The 19,017-nt window shown below is 66.7% G+C and carries 18 protein-coding genes and 1 tRNA gene; 8 read left to right on the top strand and 11 right to left on the bottom strand.

All coding sequences use genetic code 11. The features are described from left to right. Positions 1-55: 55 nt before the first annotated feature. The 3 genes from GGR11_RS02805 to GGR11_RS02795 form a co-directional block, all read right to left on the bottom strand. A tRNA-Glu gene (locus GGR11_RS02805) sits at positions 56-130 on the bottom strand. 96 nt (positions 131-226) lie between these two features. Further along, positions 227-2,038 carry a single-stranded-DNA-specific exonuclease RecJ gene (gene recJ / locus GGR11_RS02800; RefSeq protein ID WP_183195303.1) on the bottom strand — a complete coding sequence of 604 codons (1,812 nt, stop codon included), beginning with the start codon at positions 2,036-2,038 and terminating at the stop codon, positions 227-229. A gap of 40 nt (positions 2,039-2,078) precedes the next feature. Beyond that, positions 2,079-2,396 (bottom strand): hypothetical protein, encoded by a 318-nt coding sequence (locus tag GGR11_RS02795; RefSeq protein WP_246331501.1) that lies wholly within the window; start codon positions 2,394-2,396, stop codon positions 2,079-2,081. 233 nt (positions 2,397-2,629) lie between these two features. On the opposite strand from GGR11_RS02795, the gene phaC reads away from it, so the two are divergent. Both phaC and GGR11_RS02785 read left to right on the top strand, forming a co-directional pair. Then, positions 2,630-4,699 carry a class I poly(R)-hydroxyalkanoic acid synthase gene (phaC, locus tag GGR11_RS02790; protein ID WP_183195301.1) on the top strand — a complete coding sequence of 690 codons (2,070 nt, stop codon included), beginning with the start codon at positions 2,630-2,632 and terminating at the stop codon, positions 4,697-4,699. Next, positions 4,696-5,073 (top strand): hypothetical protein, encoded by a 378-nt coding sequence (locus tag GGR11_RS02785; RefSeq protein ID WP_183195300.1) that lies wholly within the window; start codon positions 4,696-4,698, stop codon positions 5,071-5,073. Before phaC ends, GGR11_RS02785 begins: the two co-directional genes overlap by 4 nt. Here the strand turns inward: GGR11_RS02785 and msrB are convergent. The 4 genes from msrB to rplM form a co-directional block, all read right to left on the bottom strand. After that, positions 5,070-5,573 (bottom strand): peptide-methionine (R)-S-oxide reductase MsrB, encoded by a 504-nt coding sequence (gene msrB, locus GGR11_RS02780; protein WP_183195299.1) that lies wholly within the window; start codon positions 5,571-5,573, stop codon positions 5,070-5,072. The two genes, GGR11_RS02785 and msrB, sit on opposite strands and share 4 nt — an antisense overlap. A 64-nt stretch (positions 5,574-5,637) precedes the next feature. After that, positions 5,638-6,573 (bottom strand): N-acetyl-gamma-glutamyl-phosphate reductase, encoded by a 936-nt coding sequence (gene argC / locus GGR11_RS02775; protein ID WP_183195298.1) that lies wholly within the window; start codon positions 6,571-6,573, stop codon positions 5,638-5,640. A 101-nt stretch (positions 6,574-6,674) separates the two neighbouring features. Further along, positions 6,675-7,169 (bottom strand): 30S ribosomal protein S9, encoded by a 495-nt coding sequence (gene rpsI, locus GGR11_RS02770; RefSeq protein WP_183195297.1) that lies wholly within the window; start codon positions 7,167-7,169, stop codon positions 6,675-6,677. A gap of 2 nt (positions 7,170-7,171) precedes the next feature. Next, entirely contained in the window at positions 7,172-7,645 is a 474-nt protein-coding gene (rplM, locus tag GGR11_RS02765; protein ID WP_183196355.1) for a 50S ribosomal protein L13, read from the bottom strand. A 265-nt stretch (positions 7,646-7,910) separates the two neighbouring features. On the opposite strand from rplM, the gene GGR11_RS02760 reads away from it, so the two are divergent. Further along, complete coding sequence (locus tag GGR11_RS02760) at positions 7,911-9,311, top strand: alkaline phosphatase PhoX (RefSeq protein ID WP_183195296.1); 1,401 nt, start codon at positions 7,911-7,913, stop codon at positions 9,309-9,311. Here GGR11_RS02760 and GGR11_RS02755 read toward each other — a convergent pair. Further along, positions 9,280-10,380, bottom strand: a complete 1,101-nt coding sequence (locus GGR11_RS02755) for a COX15/CtaA family protein (protein ID WP_183195295.1) — start codon at positions 10,378-10,380, stop codon at positions 9,280-9,282. The genes GGR11_RS02760 and GGR11_RS02755 overlap by 32 nt on opposite strands. A 135-nt stretch (positions 10,381-10,515) precedes the next feature. Here GGR11_RS02755 and GGR11_RS02750 point away from each other — a divergent pair, with 135 nt between their 5' ends. The 3 genes from GGR11_RS02750 to GGR11_RS02740 all read left to right on the top strand — a co-directional run bounded on the left by GGR11_RS02750 (position 10,516) and on the right by GGR11_RS02740 (position 13,155). After that, a complete protein-coding gene (locus GGR11_RS02750) occupies positions 10,516-10,767 on the top strand; it encodes a transglycosylase (RefSeq protein ID WP_183195294.1) in 252 nt (83 codons plus the stop codon). Further along, the gene (locus GGR11_RS02745) at positions 10,767-10,961 is read left to right on the top strand and encodes a DUF2842 domain-containing protein (protein WP_035310276.1); all 195 of its coding nucleotides are present in this window, start codon (positions 10,767-10,769) and stop codon (positions 10,959-10,961) included. Before GGR11_RS02750 ends, GGR11_RS02745 begins: the two co-directional genes overlap by 1 nt. Positions 10,962-11,109: 148 nt before the next feature. Further along, entirely contained in the window at positions 11,110-13,155 is a 2,046-nt protein-coding gene (locus tag GGR11_RS02740) for a TonB-dependent receptor (RefSeq protein ID WP_183195293.1), read from the top strand. A gap of 87 nt (positions 13,156-13,242) precedes the next feature. Here the strand turns inward: GGR11_RS02740 and GGR11_RS02735 are convergent, their stop codons facing one another. Beyond that, the gene (locus GGR11_RS02735) at positions 13,243-13,860 is read right to left on the bottom strand and encodes a helix-turn-helix transcriptional regulator (protein WP_183195292.1); all 618 of its coding nucleotides are present in this window, start codon (positions 13,858-13,860) and stop codon (positions 13,243-13,245) included. 279 nt (positions 13,861-14,139) lie between these two features. Here GGR11_RS02735 and GGR11_RS02730 point away from each other — a divergent pair, with 279 nt between their 5' ends. Further along, positions 14,140-15,132: a helix-turn-helix domain-containing protein gene (locus tag GGR11_RS02730; protein ID WP_183195291.1), complete on the top strand. Its 993-nt coding sequence runs from the start codon at positions 14,140-14,142 to the stop codon at positions 15,130-15,132. Between the two features lie 80 nt (positions 15,133-15,212). Then, positions 15,213-15,647, top strand: a complete 435-nt coding sequence (locus GGR11_RS02725; protein WP_183195290.1) for a hypothetical protein — start codon at positions 15,213-15,215, stop codon at positions 15,645-15,647. Here the strand turns inward: GGR11_RS02725 and GGR11_RS02720 are convergent. Beyond that, on the bottom strand, positions 15,644-16,594 hold the full coding sequence (locus tag GGR11_RS02720; protein ID WP_183195289.1) for a hypothetical protein: 951 nt from the start codon (positions 16,592-16,594) through the stop codon (positions 15,644-15,646). The genes GGR11_RS02725 and GGR11_RS02720 overlap by 4 nt on opposite strands. Then, on the bottom strand, positions 16,591-19,017 hold the full coding sequence (locus GGR11_RS02715; RefSeq protein WP_183195288.1) for a fimbria/pilus outer membrane usher protein: 2,427 nt from the start codon (positions 19,015-19,017) through the stop codon (positions 16,591-16,593). The genes GGR11_RS02720 and GGR11_RS02715 overlap by 4 nt, the downstream gene beginning before the upstream one ends.

The following is a 19,017-nucleotide window of genomic DNA, read 5'->3' as shown; positions in this document are numbered from 1 at the left end:
GAAGAGGCGAACGCCGCTCGGGCGGCCTATCGGCACGGCCCGTATTCATCCCGCGTGGCAGTCCCTAGGGGAGTCGAACCCCTCTTTTCAGGTTGAAAACCTGACGTCCTAACCGATAGACGAAGGGACCGCTGCGCGGGAGAGCCGGCGATATAGCCGCGCCCTCGGACGGGTGCAAGCGCGGATTTCGAGTTTTTTGCGACGGTCCGGGCCGTGCCCGCGCCGCTCAAACCCTGCGAGGATCGGCGACGTCCTCGATCTCGAACTGCACGCCGCGACGGCCGTTCCAGTCGTCCGCCTTCAGACGGCCGACGACATTCAGCCCCCCCTGCCCGCTCAGCAGCGCCTGGCCGGTCGGCAGATCGGCACATCGCCAGGCCACGGCCCGCACCGAGGCGCCGTCCGGCCCGACCAGGCGACAGCGGACATGGCCGCCGTTCATCTGCACCGGTTCGCGGGCCTGCACCCCGTTCAGGGCGAAGACCGGCTCGGGGTTGGCGGGACCGAAGGGGGCCAATTGCTCGAACGATTCGAACAAAGCCCGGGTCGCTGCGCCGGGATCGATCAGGGCGTCGATCTCCAGCGCATCCATCGCTACCGCCTCGATCCGCTCGCCGGCCAGCCGCTCGTTCAGGAAGTCGGTCAGTTCGGCCAGTCGTGCGCCGTCCATCGTCAGACCGGCCGCCATGGCGTGCCCGCCCCCAGCCAGCAGGATCCCCGCCTCCCACGCCGCCTGAATGGCGCGGCCCAGGTTCATGCCCGGCTGCGACCGGCCCGACCCCTTGCCCAGACCCGTCACCGGATCCAGCCCGATGACGATCACCGGCTTGCGCCAGCGTTCGCGCAGGCGCCCGGCGACGATGCCGACCACGCCGGGGTGCCAGTCCTCGCCCGCCACGACCACCAGGGCCGTCTCGTCGGCGTGGGCGCCGGTCGCCTCGACGCGGCGGACGGCGGCCTCCGTCACGGCGCGTTCGACTTCGCGGCGCGACAGGTTCAGGGCGTCCAGCTCCAGCGCCAGGGCCTGGGCCTCGGCGGGATCGTCGGTCGACAACAGCCGCGCGCCCAGGTCCGATCGGCCGATCCGCCCGCCGGCGTTGATGCGTGGCCCCAGTATAAAGCCGGCGTGGTTGCTCTTGGCCGGCCCTTGTTCGGCGCCGGCGGCGGCCAGCAGGGCGCGCAGGCCGGGGTTCTTCCAGTCGCTCATGACCTTCAGCCCCAACCCCGTCAGGGCGCGGTTGAACCCGGTCAGGGCCGTGACGTCGCAGATGGCGCCCAGGGCGGCCAGATCCAGCCACTGGCGAATATCGGGCTCGGGCCGGTCTTCGAACAGGCCGCGCCGACGCGCCTCGCGGTTCAAAGCGGCCAGTAGAACAAAGACCACGCCCGCCGCCGCCAGATTGCCTTGCCCCGAGTTGCAGCCGGGCCGGTTCGGGTTGACGACCGCCAGCGCCTTGGGCGGTTCGCTGCGCATCAGATGGTGGTCGATGACGACGATCTTCAGATCGATGGCCGCCGCATGGGCCAGGGCCTCGTTCGCCGCCGCCCCGCAATCGACCGTCACCACCAGGTCGGCGCCGGCGGCCTTCAGGGTGTCGAAGGCCTTGGCGCTGGGGCCATAGCCTTCGGTCAGCCGGTTGGGGACATAGATGGGCAGGTCCGCCCCCATGGCCCGGAACCAGCGCACCAGCAGGGCCGCGCTGGAGGCGCCGTCCACATCATAGTCGGCGAAGATGTGAACCTGAGACTTGGCCTGGAACGCATCCAGCAAGGCCTCGGCGGCGGCGTCCATGTCCATGAAGCTGGAGGGATCGGGGAACAGGGCGCGCAGGGTCGGGGTCAGGAAGTCGGCCCCCTGATCCGCCCGCACGCCGCGCGAGGCCAGGGCCCGCGCCAGCGGCTCTTCCACGCCCAGCCCCTGCATGTGGGCGCGGATGGTCGCAGCCTCGGCCGGGCGTTGACGCCAGGCCCGGCCGGACAGGGACTGGGTCACGCCCAGAAATGCAGTGTCGATCTTGAAGCCGCCGTCGTCCGCCATCGTCGCGTCATCCGGGGATTCTCGATCCCCGGCGACAGGCTCATTCAACCGGGCGCCGATCAATCGGCGGCGGCGCCTTGGCGCGGTCCCTCAGGCTCTGGGCGAAGGCGTCGATCTCGGCCTCGGTGCGGGCCGCATCCGGCGACACGGGCACGGCTCCGACCTGGGCGCGGGTCTCGGCGGCCAGGGTTTCGGCGTCGCCCAGCGTCCAGTCGATCCGCGCCACCTCGCCGCCCAAGGCCCCGCCCTGGCCCTGCAGCGCCTGGACCTGGGCCGCGACCTGGGTCGCCTGCGGCAGGTCGGCCGGCGCGGCGGGGAAGTTCTCCCAACTGGGATAATGGCGATTGGCGTCGACCATGGCCTGAACCCGCGGCGCGATGGGCGAGGTCGGATCGGTGCTCGGCGCAAACGAGCGCGCACAGGCCCCCAGAGACGCCGACAGCGACGCCAAGCAGAGCAAAGAAGCCGTCAGCCTCGTTCTTTTTCGAAAGTGCGCGTTCATGTCGGGGTCGGTCTTATGCCATCATCGCGTCGTGCGGAAGGGCGAGGCGTCGAACCAGCCCTCTGCACACAGGAAGGCGAAGGAAATCCATGGCCCAAGCTCCGAAAGACAAGACCCCGACTTCCCAGCCCGCCCCAAAAGGCGCCGCCCGGAAGGCCAAACCTGCCGCTTCCAAGCCAGGACCGTCCAAACCTGCGGCGGCTCAGACGCCTAAGCCCACGCCGCTTGAGGACGCCCCGGTCGCGAAGACGCCGCGCAAACCCGGTCGCCCCACCTCGGCCAAGCCCCGCCCGCCGCGCGCCAAGACGCCGGCGCCCGAGCCCAAGATCGAATCGCCGGACGCCGCCCCCGCCGCCGAGACGCCCGCCGAGCCCGCCTCCGCCCCCTTCCGTGGCGCCGACCAGGCCCAGTTGCTCGAAACCCTGTCCATGAACCTGGCCAAGGCGGCCATGATGGCCCAGAGCGCGCTCGCCGAGGCCGCCCTGTCTCAAGCCGACCGCCCCGCCGCCCTGTCGCCCGACCCGTTCCATGTCGGCCCCGCCATGACCTCGGTCATGAGCAGCCTGGCCTCACGCCCAGAAAAACTGTTCCAGGCCCAGGCCGACCTGTTCAGCCGCTATATGGACCTGTGGACCGGCACGGCGCGTCAGGCGGCCGGCGAGCCGATGCCGCCCGCTCCCGCCGACAAGCGGTTCAAGGATCCCGCCTGGTCCGACAATCCGATGTTCGACATGATGCGCCGCTCCTATCTGCTGACCTCGGACTGGATGAACGGCCTGATCGCGGGGGTCGAGGACGTCGATCCGGCGGTCAAGCAGCGCGCCCAGTTCTTCACCCGCCTGCTGACCGACGCCTTCTCGCCGTCCAACTTCCTCGCCTCCAACCCGGTGGCCCTTAAGGCCCTGGCCGAAACCAGCGGCGAGTCCCTGGTCAAGGGGATGCAGAATTTCGTCGCCGATCTGGAACGCGGCGGCGGTTCCCTGCGCATCAGCCAGGCCGACTACGGCAAGTTCGTCGTCGGCGAAAATGTCGCCACCGCGCCGGGCCAGGTGGTGTGGCGCGACGACCTGTTCGAGCTGATCCAGTATGATGCGGCGACCGAGACCCAGCATCAGATCCCCCTGCTGATCTTCCCACCCTGGATCAACAAGTTCTACATCCTGGACCTCCAGCCGACCAATTCGATGATCCGCTGGCTGTCGGCCCAGGGCTTCACCGTCTTCGTCTGTTCCTGGGTCAATCCGGACCTGGACAAGGCGGGCTTCGGCTTCGACGACTATCTGGAAAAGGGCGTCTATCGCGCCATCGACAAGACGCTGGAACAGACGGGCGCGGAGCAGTTGAACGCGGTCGGCTATTGCATCGGCGGCACCCTGCTGGGCGCGGGCCTTGCCCATATGGCGGCGCGGGGCGACACCCGCGTCGCCGCCGCCACCTTCTTCGCCGCCCAGCATGACTTCGCCGAGGCCGGCGACCTGCTGCTGTTCACCGACGAACACTGGATCGCCGAGATCGAGCGCCAGATGGACGCCGCCGGCGGGGTCCTGCCCGGCACGGCCATGGCGGACACCTTCAACGCCCTACGCTCCAACGACCTGATCTGGTCCTTCTTCATCAGCAACTATCTACTGGGCAAGGATCCGCCGGCCTTCGACCTGTTGTTCTGGAACGCGGACCAGACCCGGATGCCCAAGACCCTGCACCTGGCCTATCTGCGCCAGATGTACGGCGCCAACGCCCTGGCGCGCGGCGTGTTCGAGATCGGCGGCCTGACGGCCGACCTGTCGAAGGTCGCCATCCCCCTGTATTTCCAGGCCAGCCGCGAGGATCATATCGCCCCGATGAACTCGGTCTATCGTTCGGCTCGCCTATTCGGCAGCACGGACGTGACCTTCACCCTAGCCGGGTCGGGCCATATCGCCGGGGTGATCAACGCTCCGGCGGCGCGAAAATACCAGCACTGGACCAACGCCGCCCTGCCCGAGACCCTGGCCGAGTGGCAGGCCGGGGCGGCTGAGCATCCGGGCAGTTGGTGGGAGCACTGGGCCGGCTGGCTGCATGATCGCTCGGGCGCCAGGATTCCGGCCCGAGACCCTGCTAAGGGTCCGCTTCCACCCCTGGCCCCGGCGCCGGGTCTGTATGTGAAAGTGAAGTCTTGAACCGTATCGAACCCAATATCCTGCTGGCCGTCAGCACGGGCGTCGCCCTGGTTCTGCTGATCATGACGGCGGCGACCTTCGGCGAGCCGGGCAATACGGCGAAATATGTGATCAGCGCCGTGGTCTGTGCGGGCCTGTTCGTCGCCCTGAACGGCTGGATGGCCCGCCGGATGAACCGCCCGACGCCGCAGCCGGTCATCCATGCGGCCTCGCCGGGAACCGCCGCCTGGGCTGGCCTGTTTCCCCTGCTGGTCATCGCCGCCGCCGTCGCTCCGGTCTTCCTGCCGGGCCACGACTACGGCCTGCTGATCATCATCGCCGCCGTCTGGTTCGGGGTGACCGTTGATTCGGCTGTGCGCGCCAACCGGCGCTAGGCGGCGACGAACTTCAGCGCGACGCCGTTGTTGCAGTAGCGCAGACCCGTAGGCCTCGGCCCATCGTTGAACACATGGCCCTGATGTCCCAGGCACCGGGCGCAGTGGTATTCGGTGCGGGGAATGCCGATGGCCAGGTCGCGCTTGCGGCCGATGTTGGCGGCGATGACCTCATAGAAGCTGGGCCAGCCGGTGCGGGAATCGAACTTCCAGTTCGAGCGGAACAGCGGCAGGTCGCAGCCCTTGCAGACGAAGGTCCCGCGCCGATGTTCGTCATTCAGCGGGCTGGTGTAGGGCCGTTCGGTGTCCTCGTGCCGCATCACGCGCCAGGCGGCGTCGCCCAGCCGCCGTCGCCATTCGGCGTCCGTCACGCGACGATAGGGCGAGGCGGCGTAGGGTCCCTGCCCCGCCTGGGACGGTTCGGGCGAACAGGCGGCCAAGGCCAGCGCGCCGGCGCCGGTCAGAAGGCCGCGTCGATTGAGGATCGGGGACTGGGTCATGTCACCCAGTACGATGGGACGAAGGGAAAGGTTTCTCGCCTCGTACCTTCTTCAGATCAGGGCCTCAGTTCAGCCCGGTCGCCTCATCCAGCCCCAGCATGATGTTGAGGTTCTGCACCGCCGCACCCGACGCGCCCTTGCCCAGATTGTCCAGCAGGGCGACCAGACGCACCTGTTCGCCCGACCGATCGCCGAAGACGTGCAGACGCAAGCGGTTCGTGCCGTTCAGCGCCTCGGGCTCCAGACCGGCCATGGCCTCGGTCTCGTCCAGATCGACCACCTCGACGAACCTCTGGCCTTCATGGGCCTCGACCAGGGCGCCGTGGATCCGCTCGACCGACGGGGTCTCCGGCAAGGCGGCGAGGTGCAGCGGAACCTCGACCAGCATGCCCTGGCGGTAATTCCCGACCGCCGGAGCGAACAGCACCTCGCGGCTCAGCCCCGAATGTTTCGTCATTTCCGGCACGTGCTTGTGCTTCAGCGCCAGACCATAGGCGCGATAAGCGGTCGAGGCGTCTTCGGCTTCGAACTCGGCGATCATGGCCTTGCCGCCGCCGGAATAGCCCGAGACCGCATTGACCGTGACCGGATGGCCGGCCGGAACCAGGCCCGCCTTCACCAGCGGCCGCATCAGGCCGATGAAGCCGGTCGGATAGCAGCCGGGGTTGGACACGAACTGCGACCGGGCGATCAGATCGCGCTGGCCTGCGTCCATCTCGGGAAAGCCATAGGCCCAGCCCGGCGCGACCCGATAGGCGGTCGAGGCGTCGATCACCTTGACCGACGGGTTCTCGACCATGGCCACCGCCTCGCGCGCCGCGTCGTCCGGCAGGCACAGGATCACCGCATCGGCGCTGTTCAGAGCCTCGCGCCGCGCCTCGACGTCACGCCGACGGTCGCCCAGCAGGATCAGCTCCAGATCCGAGCGCGCCTCCAGCCGCTCGCGGATCTCGAGGCCCGTGGTGCCGGCTTCGCCGTCAATGAAGATGGTGTGGGTCATAGGCTACTCCTGACCCTTCCCCCATGCGGGAGAAGATGGACAAGAAAAAGGGCGCTCCGGGTCTCCCCGAAGCGCCCCAAATCCAAACCGCGTGAACGCGATCAGCGCTTCGAGAACTGGAACGAACGGCGAGCCTTGGCGCGGCCGTACTTCTTGCGCTCGACGACGCGGCTGTCGCGGGTCAGGAAGCCGTGCGGCTTCAGGACCTTGCGCAGTTCCGGTTCGAAATGCGTCAGGGCGTGCGACAGGCCGTGGCGGATGGCGCCGGCCTGGCCGGACAGGCCCGAACCTTCGACGGTGCAGATCACGTCATACTGGGTGGCGCGATCCGAGACGGTCAGGGGCTGGGCGATCATCATGCGCAGCACGGGACGAGCGAAATATTGCTCCTGGTCCTTGCCGTTGACGGTGATCTTGCCGGTGCCGGGCTTAACCCAGACGCGAGCGATCGCGTTCTTGCGCTTGCCGGTCGAATAGGCGCGACCCTGGGCGTCCAGCTTCTGGACATAGACGGGGGCGTCGTTCTCGACGGAAGAGCTCAGGCCCTTCAGGGCGTCGAAACCGGTGGCGGCTTCGGTATTGGTCACGTCGGTCATGCTCAGACGCTCCGGGTGTTCTTGGGCGACGCCGACTTGAAGTCGATCGTTTCCGGTTGCTGGGCTTCATGTTCGTGCGCGCCGCCGGCGAACAGGCGCAGGTGCGTCATCTGCTTGCGGGCCAGCGGGCTTTCCTTCGGCAGCATGCGCTCGACGGCCTTCTCGAGCACGCGCTCGGGGAAGCGACCGCCCAGAACCTTCTCCGGGGTCGTCGACTTGACGCCGCCCGGGTGGCCGGTGTGGCGATAATAGACCTTGTCGGTCGACTTCTTGCCGGTGAACACCACCTTGTCGACGTTGGTGACGACGACATAGTCGCCGCAATCAACGTGCGGAGTGTAGTCGCCGCGGTGCTTGCCGCGCAGACGGTTGGCGATGAAGGTCGCGAGACGGCCCACCACGACGCCTTCGGCGTCGATGTGGATCCATTTCTTCTCGACCTCGGCCGGCTTCAACGAAGCCGTGGTGCTCTTCAGCATTGAGGGGGTTCCTGGAGACGAAAATCGGGTCCGGCCCCCGAGGGAACCGAATGAAGGCGCGCTGATACAGGAGACGACACGCCGCGTCAACGCGCCTGAAAGCGCGACATGTGATGCAAGATACTGTTTTAACGTAATATTCCATATGCGGTATTAAAATACCCGCAAAATTGAGCTGTTTCTCCGTTACAAATTAACGGCGTTCGTCATCAAACCATAGCCATTCGGAGTCATCGGAGGCCAAATCCTTCGGAGCTCTCCCATGATCCTTCACCGCCGCGGCCTCATAGCCTCCAGCGCCGCCCTCGCCTTTTCCGGCCTGGCTCAGAGCGTCAAAGCCGCCGAGGAGGAGACCTACCTCAACGAGGTCATCGGCTACGGCCCTCTCAAGCGTGATCCCAACGGCGTGCTGGACCTGCCGGAAGGCTTTTCCTACCGCATTGTCTCTCAAGGCGGAGAGACCATGGCCGACGGCCTTCTGGTGCCGGGACAGTTCGACGGCATGGGGTGTTTCGCCCTGGACGACACCCGCGTCGCCCTGGTCCGCAATCACGAACTGAAGGGTTCATCGGCCAGCCACCGCAACTGGGGGCCGGGCGGCTATAATCAGGAACGGATCGGTCAGCTGGACGTCAGGCGCGCCTATGACACCTACAAGGACGGGCGCCCCCTCCCCGGCGGCACGACCACGGTCATCTACGACCTGGCGACGGGCCGCACCGAACGCCAACACCTCAGCCTGGCCGGCACCAGCACCAACTGCTGCGGCGGTCAGACGCCCTGGGGGTCATGGCTCAGTTGCGAGGAGACGAGCGAGCTTCCGACCGACTCGGACGTGACCAAGGATCATGGCTATGTCTTCGAGGTGCCGGCTCGCGCCGAGGGTCTCGTCGATCCGGTCCCGCTGAAGGCCATGGGGCGGTTTGAGCACGAGGCCGTCTGCGTCGATCCCCGGACCGGGATCCTCTATCTGACCGAGGATCAAGGCGACGGTCTCTTCTATCGCTTCATTCCCGACACCCCCGGCGAACTGGCCAGGGGCGGCCGACTGCAGGCCATGGTCCTGCGCGGCCACCGGGGCGCCGACACCTCGAACCACGCCGATCGCATCTGGTCTATCGGAGACTGGCGCGAAGTGGACTGGATCGACATGGAGGAGGTCGAAAGCCCAAAAGGCGACCTGCGTCGACGCGGTCATGCTCAAGGCGCCGCCCTGGTGGCCCGCGCCGAGGGCATCTGGTGGGGCGACGGCGAGCTGTATCTGACCGCCACCTCGGGCGGACCGATCCAGCGCGGTCAAATCCTGCGCTATGTGCCCTCGGCTGAAGAAGGTCGATCCGGCGAGACGCGTCATCCCGGTCGTGTGCAGCTGTTCGTTGAAAGCACCGATGTGAAGACCCTGAACATGGGCGACAACATCACCATCGCGCCTTGGGGCCATCTGATCGTCTGCGAAGACAACTATTCGACCGAAGTCCGCAACCACCTGAAGGGCGTCACGCCCGAGGGCAAGCTCTACACCCTGGGGCGCAACGTGTTTCAGGGCAATTCCGAGTTCGCCGGCGCGGTGTTCGCTCCCGACGGCCGGACCCTGTTCGTCAATATTCAGTATCCGGGTCTGACCGTGGCGATCACCGGACCATGGTCCTCGGTCCGGACATGAAGATCCGGGGCTGAGCTCGCAGCACCAGCCAAAGGTTCGCCGTCGCCACGGCCAGAACGACGGCGGCCCCGGCCTGGTGCAGCACGCCCAGCCACACCGGCACGGCGTGCATCAGGGTGACGATCCCCAGCACGGCCTGAAGCCAGACGACGGCGGCCAGGACAAAGGCCGCCAGCCCCATTCCTTCGGCCACACGCCAGCGCCAGGCCTGGAAGGCGTAGATGCTGACGGCGATCAACAGGCCATAGGCCACAAGCCGGTGATTGAACTGGGTCAGGGCCTTGTCATGCAGCAAGGCCCCGGCGCCCAGGCTCCAGTCGGCCGGCGGCAGGACCGCCCCGTCCATCAGCGGCCAGTCGGTATAGACCAGCCCCGCGTGACCGCCGGCGACCAGGGCGCCCAGCAGACACTGGACGAAGACCACGCCCAGCAGAATCCCGGCCCCGCGCGCCCATCCGCCCGGCGCACGCCCGTGATCCTCGCCGTTCCAGGCCTCAAGCCCGGTCCAGATCAGGGCGGCGAACAGGACGAAGGCCAGGCCCAGATGGGTCGCCAGACGCTCGGGCGCGACACTGACCCGCTCCGACAGGCCGCTGGACACCATCCACCAGCCGATCAGCCCCTGAAGCCCGCCCAGGGCCAGCAGCAACACGCAACGCCAGATCAGCCGGTCGGGCATGGCCCATTGCCGCAGGACCGAACGCTGCGGCGACATCCTGCACGCCAGGAAGACGACCAGCGGCAGGGCGAACACCAGGCCGACCACACGCCCGATCAGGCGGTGCAGCCATTCCCACCAGAAGATGCCCTGGAATTCGCCCAGGCTCATGCCGGCGTTGATCTGGGCGTACTGGGGAATCTGTTTGTACTTGTCGAAGGCCTCGGCCCACTGGGCGTCGTTCAGCGGTGGGATCGCGCCCATGATAGGTCGCCACTCCGTGATCGACAGACCCGATCCGGTCAGGCGGGTGATGCCGCCGACCACCACCATCAGGAAGACGACGGCCGCCGTGGCGAACAGCCACACGGCGACGGCGCGATTGCGATCTGGATTTCCGAAACGGTTCATTCGACGCCCGACACTGACCCGGATATGGTGTCGCGCTCGACCGTGACCAAATCGCGACCGGGGCGGTATGCCCGCCCGGCGTGACAAGATCGAGTCGGATTAAGTTAACGGCGCTGACGCCGCAGGAGATCAGGGTTGGAATACGCCGACATCGCCGCCGCCGTTCTGGGCGGACTTCTGCTGGCCTGGATCGCCGATCTGCTCACCGGCCGCCGCGGCTTTGGCGGAACCAGCCTAGTGTCCGGCGTGGGCCTGGCCTGCGGCTGGTTCCTGGCGGTGCGGGTTTTCGCCGTCAGCACCATGGACAGCTGGGCCTGGGTGCCCTGGGCCCTGATCGGCTCCGGCGTCTGCCTGGTCGCCTTCTTCCTGTTCCGGAACAAGCGCTGATGCCGCCCCGCGCGCGCCGATTCGTCGCGGCGGTCGGCGTGCTGGCCTTTTTGATCTTCTGGGTCTGGGGCCTGATCGCCCTGCGCGGGCTTCTGCCGGCCTCCCCCTGGATCGACTTCCTGTTCTTCGGCGTCGGCGGCACAGCCTGGGGCCTGCCGCTCATTCCCCTGTTGAAGTGGGCCGAGCGGGGCTGACCCTTCATGGGGCCTGACCGTTCCAGGTCACCGACCACAGTCTCCCATCCGCCACAGGCCTTGAGGATGAAACGCGCGGGGCTGCGACAGTCTTGACCAAATGTGATGTTATCTCATAACTACCTCACCCTCCGGTGAAAGATTTCTCATGCGTCTGAATTCCTCCTCCCGCTCCTTGCTGCTTGGAGCCGCCGCCTCCGCCTTGTTCGCGGGCGCCGCTTCGGCCCAGACCGCCTCGACCCAGACCACCGCCAAGCCCGTCGATCTTGACGACATCATCGTCACCGGCGCGCCCTATGGCATAAGCCAGCGCGCCACGACGATCGCCACAGACGTGATCGACGCCCAGACCCTGGCCACCGCGCCGGCCGTTTCCCTGGGCGATCTGGTCAGCACTCGCCCCGGCATCCGTTCGACCGACTTCGCCCCCGGCGCGAGCCGCCCGGTCATTCGCGGTCTCTCCGGCCCCCGCGTGCAGGTGTTGACCAACGGCATCGGCTTGATCGACGCCAGTTCAGTCTCGCCCGACCACGCCGTGGCCACAGACCCGGCCGAGGCCAGCCGCATCGAAATCATCCGCGGACCGGCGACGCTGGTTTATGGCGGATCGGCCATCGGCGGTGTGGTCAACGTCATCGACGAACGCATCCCAACTGCAATTCCTGAGGGCGGTATCTCGGGCGTCGTCTCCACCCAGGCGTCCAGCGTCGACGACGGCCGCAGCGCTTTCGGCCGCGTCACCCTCGGCCGCGGCAATTTCGCCTTCAACATCGACGGCGTGAAGCGCAAGTCGGACGATTACGACATTCCCGCCCCGGCCCTGTCCGCCCGCAAGGCCGCCGCCGACGGCGTGGATCGGGGCGAAGGCGGATCCCAGCCCAACAGCTATTCGGATCTGGAGGCCTGGGGCGTCGGCGGATCCTATATCGGCGACAAGGGCTTCCTGGGCGCCTCGTACAAGAATACCGACAGTGAATACGGCACGGTCGCCGAGGAAACCGTCTTCATCAAGCTGAACCAGGAACGCTATGACGTCCGGGGCGAATATCGCTTCGACGACGGCCCCTTCTCGGCCTTGCGCGGATCCTACGGCCACGCTGAATACACCCACACCGAGTTTGAGGATGTCGGCCAGCCCGGCACCGTCTTCAACTCGGACGGCTGGGAAGGCCGCGCCGACCTGGTGCAACGCAAGCGCGGCGATTGGAACGGCGCGGTCGGGGTTCAGTCCCTTTCGCGCAACTTCCAGGCCATCGGCGAGGAAGCCTTCGTTCCCACAACCGACATCGACGAACTGGGCGTCTACACGGTCCAGCGTCTGGACCGCCAGGGTTACGGCTTCGAGGGCGGTCTGCGTTATGATCGTCGCGAACTGAGCGCCACGCCGATCGGCGAAGACCGCCAGGTGGACCGCACGTTCGACAACTGGTCGGCCTCGGCCGCCGCCTTCCTGCGGCCCGCGCCCGGCCTGTTCCTGGGCCTGAGCCTGGCGCACAACGAACGCGCGCCCAGCGAGGTGGAGCTTTTCGCCGACGGGGTGCACATCGCCACCGCCGCCTACGAGACCGGTGACGTCAATCTGAACAGCGAAAAGGTCAACACGCTCGAGGCCACCGCGCACTATGATCGTGGACGGTTCACAGGCGACCTGCACGTCTACCACTCCTGGTACGACGGATTCATCGACGAGCGGGCCACCGGCGAGACCTTCCTGTTCGAGGAAGAGAACGAGGAATTCCCGGTCTATCAGTTCGTCCAGACCGACGCCCGTTTCTATGGTCTCGAAGCCGAAGGCTCCTACGCGGTCTGGCAGAACGGCGACCGCAAACTGTCGCTGGAAGCCGCCGCCGACTTTGTCCATGCCCAGACGGACCTGGGTCCGGCAGCGCGTATTCCGCCCTATTCCCTGACCGGCCGCGTGGCCTGGAGTTCAACCCCGTTCGACGCCAGCGTCGAGGTGCGCCATGTCGGGGAACAGGACCGGGTCGCGAACGAATACGAACTGCCGACCGACGACTACACCCTGCTGAACCTGGCCGCCGCCTGGCGTCCGCTGACGGATCGAAACGTCACCATCTTCGCCGAGGCGCGCAACCTGACCGACGAGGAAGCCCGCGAACACGTCTCCTTCCTCAAGGACATCGCGCCTCTGCCGGGTCGCAACCTGCGGGTCGGCGTCGCCTACCGCTTCTGATCCGGGCGGAAACCGTGTCGGGGCGGCGTCGCATCAGCGCGCCGCCCCATTCTCGTCAGCCTGAGCAGAATCGCGCCGTCCGGGGGGTCAGCCTTTCAGACGGTAGGGCGCGACGGCGGCGAACAGTTGCTCGCGATTGCTCACCCCGATCTTCAGATAGGAGCGCCGGACGTGCGTCCGCGCGGTCTCGACACTGATGCCGAGCTCTTCGGACAGGGTCTTGATATTGGCGCCGCCGACCAGAAGCTTGATCAGACGATCCTCCGACGGCGTCAGGCCGAAGATCACGCCCATGTTCGCCCACAGGCTTTGATCCTCGTCCGGAGCGATCGGGAAGAGCTGAACGGCGATCACCTCGGTCTCGTCGACCCTTTCCACGCGCATGAGAAGCGGCCTGTGGTGATCGCCGACCATGTGGATCTCGGGGGCTCCGTCGAGGCTGTAGACGAACCGGCGGAACTGTTCCGCAGCCGCCTTGCCCCGGACCACCAGCTTGCCGCTGCTGAGCGCGAGTTCGTCAGACGCATCGACGAGGCGGATGGCCGCGGCGTTCGCATCCAGCACCTCCAGGGTCTGTGCGGAAAGGAAAAGGCAGGCGATGGCGTGGTTGGCGAACCAACGGGACAGGTGAAGAGAGGGAGTCTCATCTTCCCGTCCAGCTGCGCCTGCCAGCGCAACGAGCCGAGAAGTCATCGGGGGCGACATGATTTACCAGGGATTAATAGTCTGGCTTGGCTATAAGTACGCCCCGTCCCCAAGTGTGGGTATTGCGCCGTCGATCTCACGATTGAGACTGGAGGATCGGATTCGCCTCGTCTGCTGAGGACGGCGCCAATCCTGCATCACAATCTCGCCGAGATCAGGATAGTCAGTGCCGCGTACCATACAGGGATTCATCTCCCCCCTTTCCGTCTTGCCCGTTGGGCGTTCAGGATCGCTTCCGACAGACCACGTGCGGAGCCCCCGACGGGCCAACGCCGGATCATGATCGAAAGCTTCAGCTTTTCGACTCAAGGCCTGACGCCGCCCGAAGCCGCCGAAGCCTATCGCGGCCTCTATGACGGCGGCGCGGACGTGGTCTCAAGCGGACAGGCCGTGTCCGCTCAAGTCACGGCTCATCGGCTGGATCGTCTTATCCTGTTTGATCGTCGGCTGACGGGCGTCGGGCACGCCCGTCCGGCGCAGCGCGTCGGTCTCAACGGCTTTTCCCATTTCGTCGTTCATCTGGTAGTCGAGGGCGTTCTCATCGGCAGCGAGGTCAGCGGTTTCGATCAGGCCCGCCCGGGCGACCTGGTGCTTCAGGATCTTCGCCGACAGACCCGAACCACGATCCCGGATGGACGTCTGATCACGGTCAGCGTGGCCCGTGATCTGATCGAGGCGGCGGCCGGCGCCGCAAACGGCCTGCATGGCCGGGTGCTGGACCCCGATCAGGCCGGCCTGCTGGGGGACTATCTTCTTTCCTTGTCTCGCCGGGCCGGTGCACTCGAGCATGATGCGCTTCCGACGGTGTCCCGGACCTTTGTGGATCTGCTCGGTCTTGCCGTCGGCCCGACAGGCGGCGGCGCCACGGCTTCGAAACGGCGGATGGAATTTGATCGCCGCGAGGCCATCCAGAGGATCATCGAGCAAGGTCTCGGCGATCCCGGGCTCAATGCAGGCGTCATCGCCAGGGAGACCGGCGTTTCCAGGGCCACGCTATACCGGCTGCTCGCGCCCCACGGCGGCGTGGACAGTTTCATTCAAAGCCGACGGCTGGCGGCGGTTCGCACCACGCTGGATCGTTCGGACGACACCACGCCGCTCGCCGAACTGGCGCTCCGATACGCTTTCAAAAACGAGGCTGACATGCGCAGCCGTTTCCGCGCCCGCTTCGGCATGTCCCCCGCCGCCTACCGCCAGATGGTCGATGACCCGACGCGTCGCCTGGAGACGATCAAACGGCGGTGGGCGTCCTGGATGGTCGAGGTAAGGTAAACAGGCGTTGACCACGCCGGTTAAAGTGACTTTCAGGCGGAGCGGATAAATGTGAAGCCTCGCTCCTGGAGGGACGCCTGATGGTTTCGCGCTCTGACATTCTGAAAACGGCCACGCTCGCAGCGGCCATCTCCCTGCTGGGCGTCGCCCCTGCCCTCGCCGGCGGGGTTTCGATCGGCATTCGAGCGACAGCTCGAACCATCTGCCGGGTCGAGGTCGGCGCGGCCGTCATCCCCGCCTTCGAAACCGGCGAAACCGGCCTGGGCCGAATGACCGAGCTCTGCAACAACGTCGAGGGCTATCGCCTGATCCTCAACCACCCCGCCGGTCTGATCGACGCCTTCGCCGTGATCGACGGCCAGCGCGTGCCGCTCTCCTCGACGGCCACCCAGACGGTCATCATCGACAGCAATCAGCCGGCGTTCCGCCAGCGCGACCTCGGGATCATCCTGTCGTCGCCTCAGGACGGCATGAGCCTGAGCCTGCGGGCCGAAGCCAAGGGCATGATCTTCTAGATGGAACAGCCGGCGCCGGGCGAAAGTCCGAGCCGCGGAGAAAAGGTCAGGGTGACAACGTCGCTGTAGGCGCCGGCGGGCTGGGCGGACACGTCCTCGCCGCTGACCGTGACCTGCAGCGGATGGCTGCGGCCAGACGGCGCCGGTGTGCGGTCGCACACCAGAGCCGCCCCCGCCTCGACCGGAACTCCGCCCAGACGCATCGAATAGCGAAGGCCGGCGGTATCCGCGTCGCCGCGACGCAGCACGCCCCATTTCGACGACACGCTCAACTCGTAGGGCGACGTCGATTGCGCGGTCACGACCACGGTGCCGCTGGAGGACTGATCGGGATTGAGGACGCCCAGGTCGATCTCGCCCCGTCGCATGCCTGCGGATCCGATAAAGGCCGAAATCATGTCGGGCGTTTCCAGATCCAGCGCGACCCGGCCACCCTGTTGGATCTCCGCCGCGTCTAGCCGCTCCTCGCCCGAGTAGCAGACGTAACGGACCTCAAGCGGTTCGTAATAGTCTCCTGATCCGACAGACTGGCCGGCCGGCGCCATCAGCCGGAAACTCTCGTTGACGACGTCGCCCGCAGGCCCGGTCTTGAAGCTGACGACGGCCCCATTGGTCGCATTGGGCTGTTCTGCGCCGCTGAAAAACACCGGGCGGGAAGAGTCACGCGCCCATTCGACATCGTAGCCCTGTGGCCCCCCCGCCCCGAACTGCGAACGACCGCCCCGGGGGTCGGGGTCGACCAGGATGAAGCGGACAGCCGTCACGGAGGGATCGGTCCGGCTGACCCGGATGTTGAATGCATGATTGATAGGCGCACCCGAGAACGGATCGTAGCGAACGGACAGGCCCGTTCCCTGCGACTCGAACCCGGCGCATCCGGCCTGTGCGGCGGCGGGCGCGAACATCAGGGTGAGCGCGGCGAGACCGGTCGGCAAAACGATCTTCATGGGCGGGGCTCCGGTGTGATGACGCCCAGACGGACCAGGCCGTCCGCGCCAGCGGGGATGACGATCATATAGGTCTGCGCGCCGTCGATCCCGGCCTCGATCCGCCAACGGCCCGGCCGAAGGCCTTGAACGGCGAAGCGGCCGGAGTTGTTCGTGAACATCCGCACGCCGGGTTGATCAGGTCGCGCCATTTCATAGGCCGTGCCGACCAGAAGCTTCAGCGGCGCGCCGTCCGCCTGGACAAGCTGGCCGGTGGCCGAGACCGAATAGTCCGAACCGACGGTGATCAGATAGCCGGAACGGTAGGGCGGCAGCAGTTGCACCGAGCCGGCGCCGATGTCGTAGCCGGTGGGCGCATCCGGCACGTCGAACGTCACCGTGCGCGGCGAATAGGCGCTGAGTTCAGGCGTCACGGCCCCGCCCAGCCGACCGGACCGCGCAGTGTAGTTCCCTTCGCGGGGCTCCACATAGACTTGGGAATCGTTCAGGCTGGCGTGAGGCGCGAACAGGGCGAAGCTGTCGTAGATCGGACGCGACACGGCCACCTTGCCGTCGGCGTAGACCAGCGCGCTCCCGGCCCGGAACGAGGTCCGCTGATCCGAGATTTCGCCGCTGTCGGCGTTGAACGACGTCAGATGGGACCCGCCGATCTCGGCGCGGTTCAGCAGGGCGGTGAAGGATCCGTTGACCCCGGCCGCGTCTTCAGACGTGTCTAGGTTCGCCGCCGCGCTCCAGGAGCCGACGCCCCGTCCGCGCGAGGTCTGGTATCCGACCCGCGCCCGATTGCGGCGGCTGTCGACCTCGGCCGTCGCGCTGGCGTAGGAGCCCATGCGATAGGTGAGGCCGAACCGGATGCCGGTCTCGGTGCGGTCCTGACGCTTTTCGAAATTTGCTTCGGCGTTGAACAGCAGCCGGCCGCTCGCGCGCCAGCCGTAGCTCGCGCGGGCCGACGCCTGGTCTTCTCGTGCGCCCCGCCCCACGGAATAGAAGACGTCCGCCGACACATACTGGGTCGTGCCGATCGACTGCGAATAGGTGACCCCGGCCTCATAGGCGAAGGGATTGTCCGCCAGTTCGACACCGGGCGTGGCGAAGGATTCACTGACGGTTTGGACCGTGGCGTTCAGGGAACGAGCGCTGCTTCGGTCGGCGCCGAAAACGCGTTCGAAGCTGAGGTTCAGCGCATAGCCTTCGCCGATATCGGTGATGGACGATCCAGCCAGATTCATGCCGATCGTGCCGATCGGCGCCGCCCAGACGATTTCACCGCCCACTACGCCGCCACGTGCGCTGGCCTGGAAGTTGGCCCCCGCCGTCAGATCGTCGGTGAGGCCGCGCCGATAGAAGCCCGATCCCGCCGCATCGCCCGTGTATTCCCGGCCGTCCTGGTCGAAGTCGGTCCGTGTGCCCGCGTAGAAGCCGAATTCCGTCAAGCCGGCCGCAAGCAGGCTTCGGTCAAAGAAGATGGAGAAAGAGAAGACGCTTTCGACGCCCGCATCATCGCGGATCACCAGCCGCACGTCATTGCCGCCCTGGGCGAAGGGAAAATCGCTGACGTCGTAGGATCCGGGGTTCAGCCGCGTCTGCTGAACCGAGCGGCCGTTTATGAACACCTCCACCGTCGAAGGCCGTACCAGGGTGAAGGACCGTTGGCCCCTCGGCTGGATGTTCCGTTGGGGATCGAGATCGGCGTAGACCCGCTCCAGCGACAGGCCCGCGATAGGGCTGGCCCCCGAAAAACCCCGCGCCTGGGGTCTCAGATCACCGGCCGTCCAGCGCCCGGTGCGTGCGACGTCGTCGTAGACCAGACGCGTACCCTCGCGGATGAACGAATCCTCCAGGGTCGCTTCGTTCTCGAGGACGACCCCCCGGAATCGGACCGCGCTGTCGATCAGCAGGCTGGGCGTGCCGAAGCCGGTGTCTTCGCCCACATGTACATAGTCAGTCGTCAGATAGGTGGTCACATAGGCCGAAAGGTTCGCGGGCTTGGCCACGGGGCCGCGAAACTGTTCACGTCCCCCGGAAATGCTCAGGCTGGTTCTGGGCCGCACATCGGGGCTGATCGACAGCGTCAGACCGAAGGTGGCCGGATCATAGGCGATCGGAAAGCCGAGGTCCGTCAGTTCGACGGTCGAGACCCGCTGCCGGCCCGCCAGGGCGCTGGCCAGCGCCTGCCAGGAGGCGGGCGAAATCACGGGCTGAAGCAGGTCCAGAAGCGGATCGACGTCCACCTGGATACGCGCGTCGGCGGTCAGCAGGTAAGAAATCTCGCCCAGGATGAAGGGGCCGTCCTTCAGGGGGCCGCCCAGGTAGACGTCGCGGCCGGAAGGGTTCAGCGCCGGCGACGGAGGTGCGGTCTGAATCACCTCGAACGCAGCCTCTGACGCGGCGGAATAATAGGAAGGCGGCTGGGCGTCGATCAC

The organism is Brevundimonas mediterranea (genome assembly GCF_014196125.1).
Taxonomy (GTDB): domain Bacteria; phylum Pseudomonadota; class Alphaproteobacteria; order Caulobacterales; family Caulobacteraceae; genus Brevundimonas; species Brevundimonas mediterranea.
Note: the sequence above shows the minus strand (reverse complement) of the source record. Positions and strands in the feature narration are given on the sequence as shown.

Bases quoted from the DNA above. Each gene is read 5' to 3' on its own strand.
- recJ (WP_183195303.1), bottom strand. From the start codon at position 2,038: ATGGCGGACGACGGCGGCTTCAAGATCGACACTGCATTTCTGGGCGTG.
- GGR11_RS02795 (WP_246331501.1), bottom strand. From the start codon at position 2,396: ATGGTCGACGCCAATCGCCATTATCCCAGTTGGGAGAACTTCCCCGCC.
- phaC (WP_183195301.1), top strand. From the start codon at position 2,630: ATGGCCCAAGCTCCGAAAGACAAGACCCCGACTTCCCAGCCCGCCCCA.
- msrB (WP_183195299.1), bottom strand. From the start codon at position 5,573: ATGACCCAGTCCCCGATCCTCAATCGACGCGGCCTTCTGACCGGCGCC.
- argC (WP_183195298.1), bottom strand. From the start codon at position 6,573: ATGACCCACACCATCTTCATTGACGGCGAAGCCGGCACCACGGGCCTC.
- rpsI (WP_183195297.1), bottom strand. From the start codon at position 7,169: ATGACCGACGTGACCAATACCGAAGCCGCCACCGGTTTCGACGCCCTG.
- GGR11_RS02760 (WP_183195296.1), top strand. From the start codon at position 7,911: ATGATCCTTCACCGCCGCGGCCTCATAGCCTCCAGCGCCGCCCTCGCC.
- GGR11_RS02755 (WP_183195295.1), bottom strand. From the start codon at position 10,380: ATGAACCGTTTCGGAAATCCAGATCGCAATCGCGCCGTCGCCGTGTGG.
- GGR11_RS02745 (WP_035310276.1), top strand. From the start codon at position 10,767: ATGCCGCCCCGCGCGCGCCGATTCGTCGCGGCGGTCGGCGTGCTGGCC.
- GGR11_RS02740 (WP_183195293.1), top strand. From the start codon at position 11,110: ATGCGTCTGAATTCCTCCTCCCGCTCCTTGCTGCTTGGAGCCGCCGCC.
- GGR11_RS02735 (WP_183195292.1), bottom strand. From the start codon at position 13,860: ATGTCGCCCCCGATGACTTCTCGGCTCGTTGCGCTGGCAGGCGCAGCT.
- GGR11_RS02730 (WP_183195291.1), top strand. From the start codon at position 14,140: ATGATCGAAAGCTTCAGCTTTTCGACTCAAGGCCTGACGCCGCCCGAA.
- GGR11_RS02725 (WP_183195290.1), top strand. From the start codon at position 15,213: ATGGTTTCGCGCTCTGACATTCTGAAAACGGCCACGCTCGCAGCGGCC.
- GGR11_RS02720 (WP_183195289.1), bottom strand. From the start codon at position 16,594: ATGAAGATCGTTTTGCCGACCGGTCTCGCCGCGCTCACCCTGATGTTC.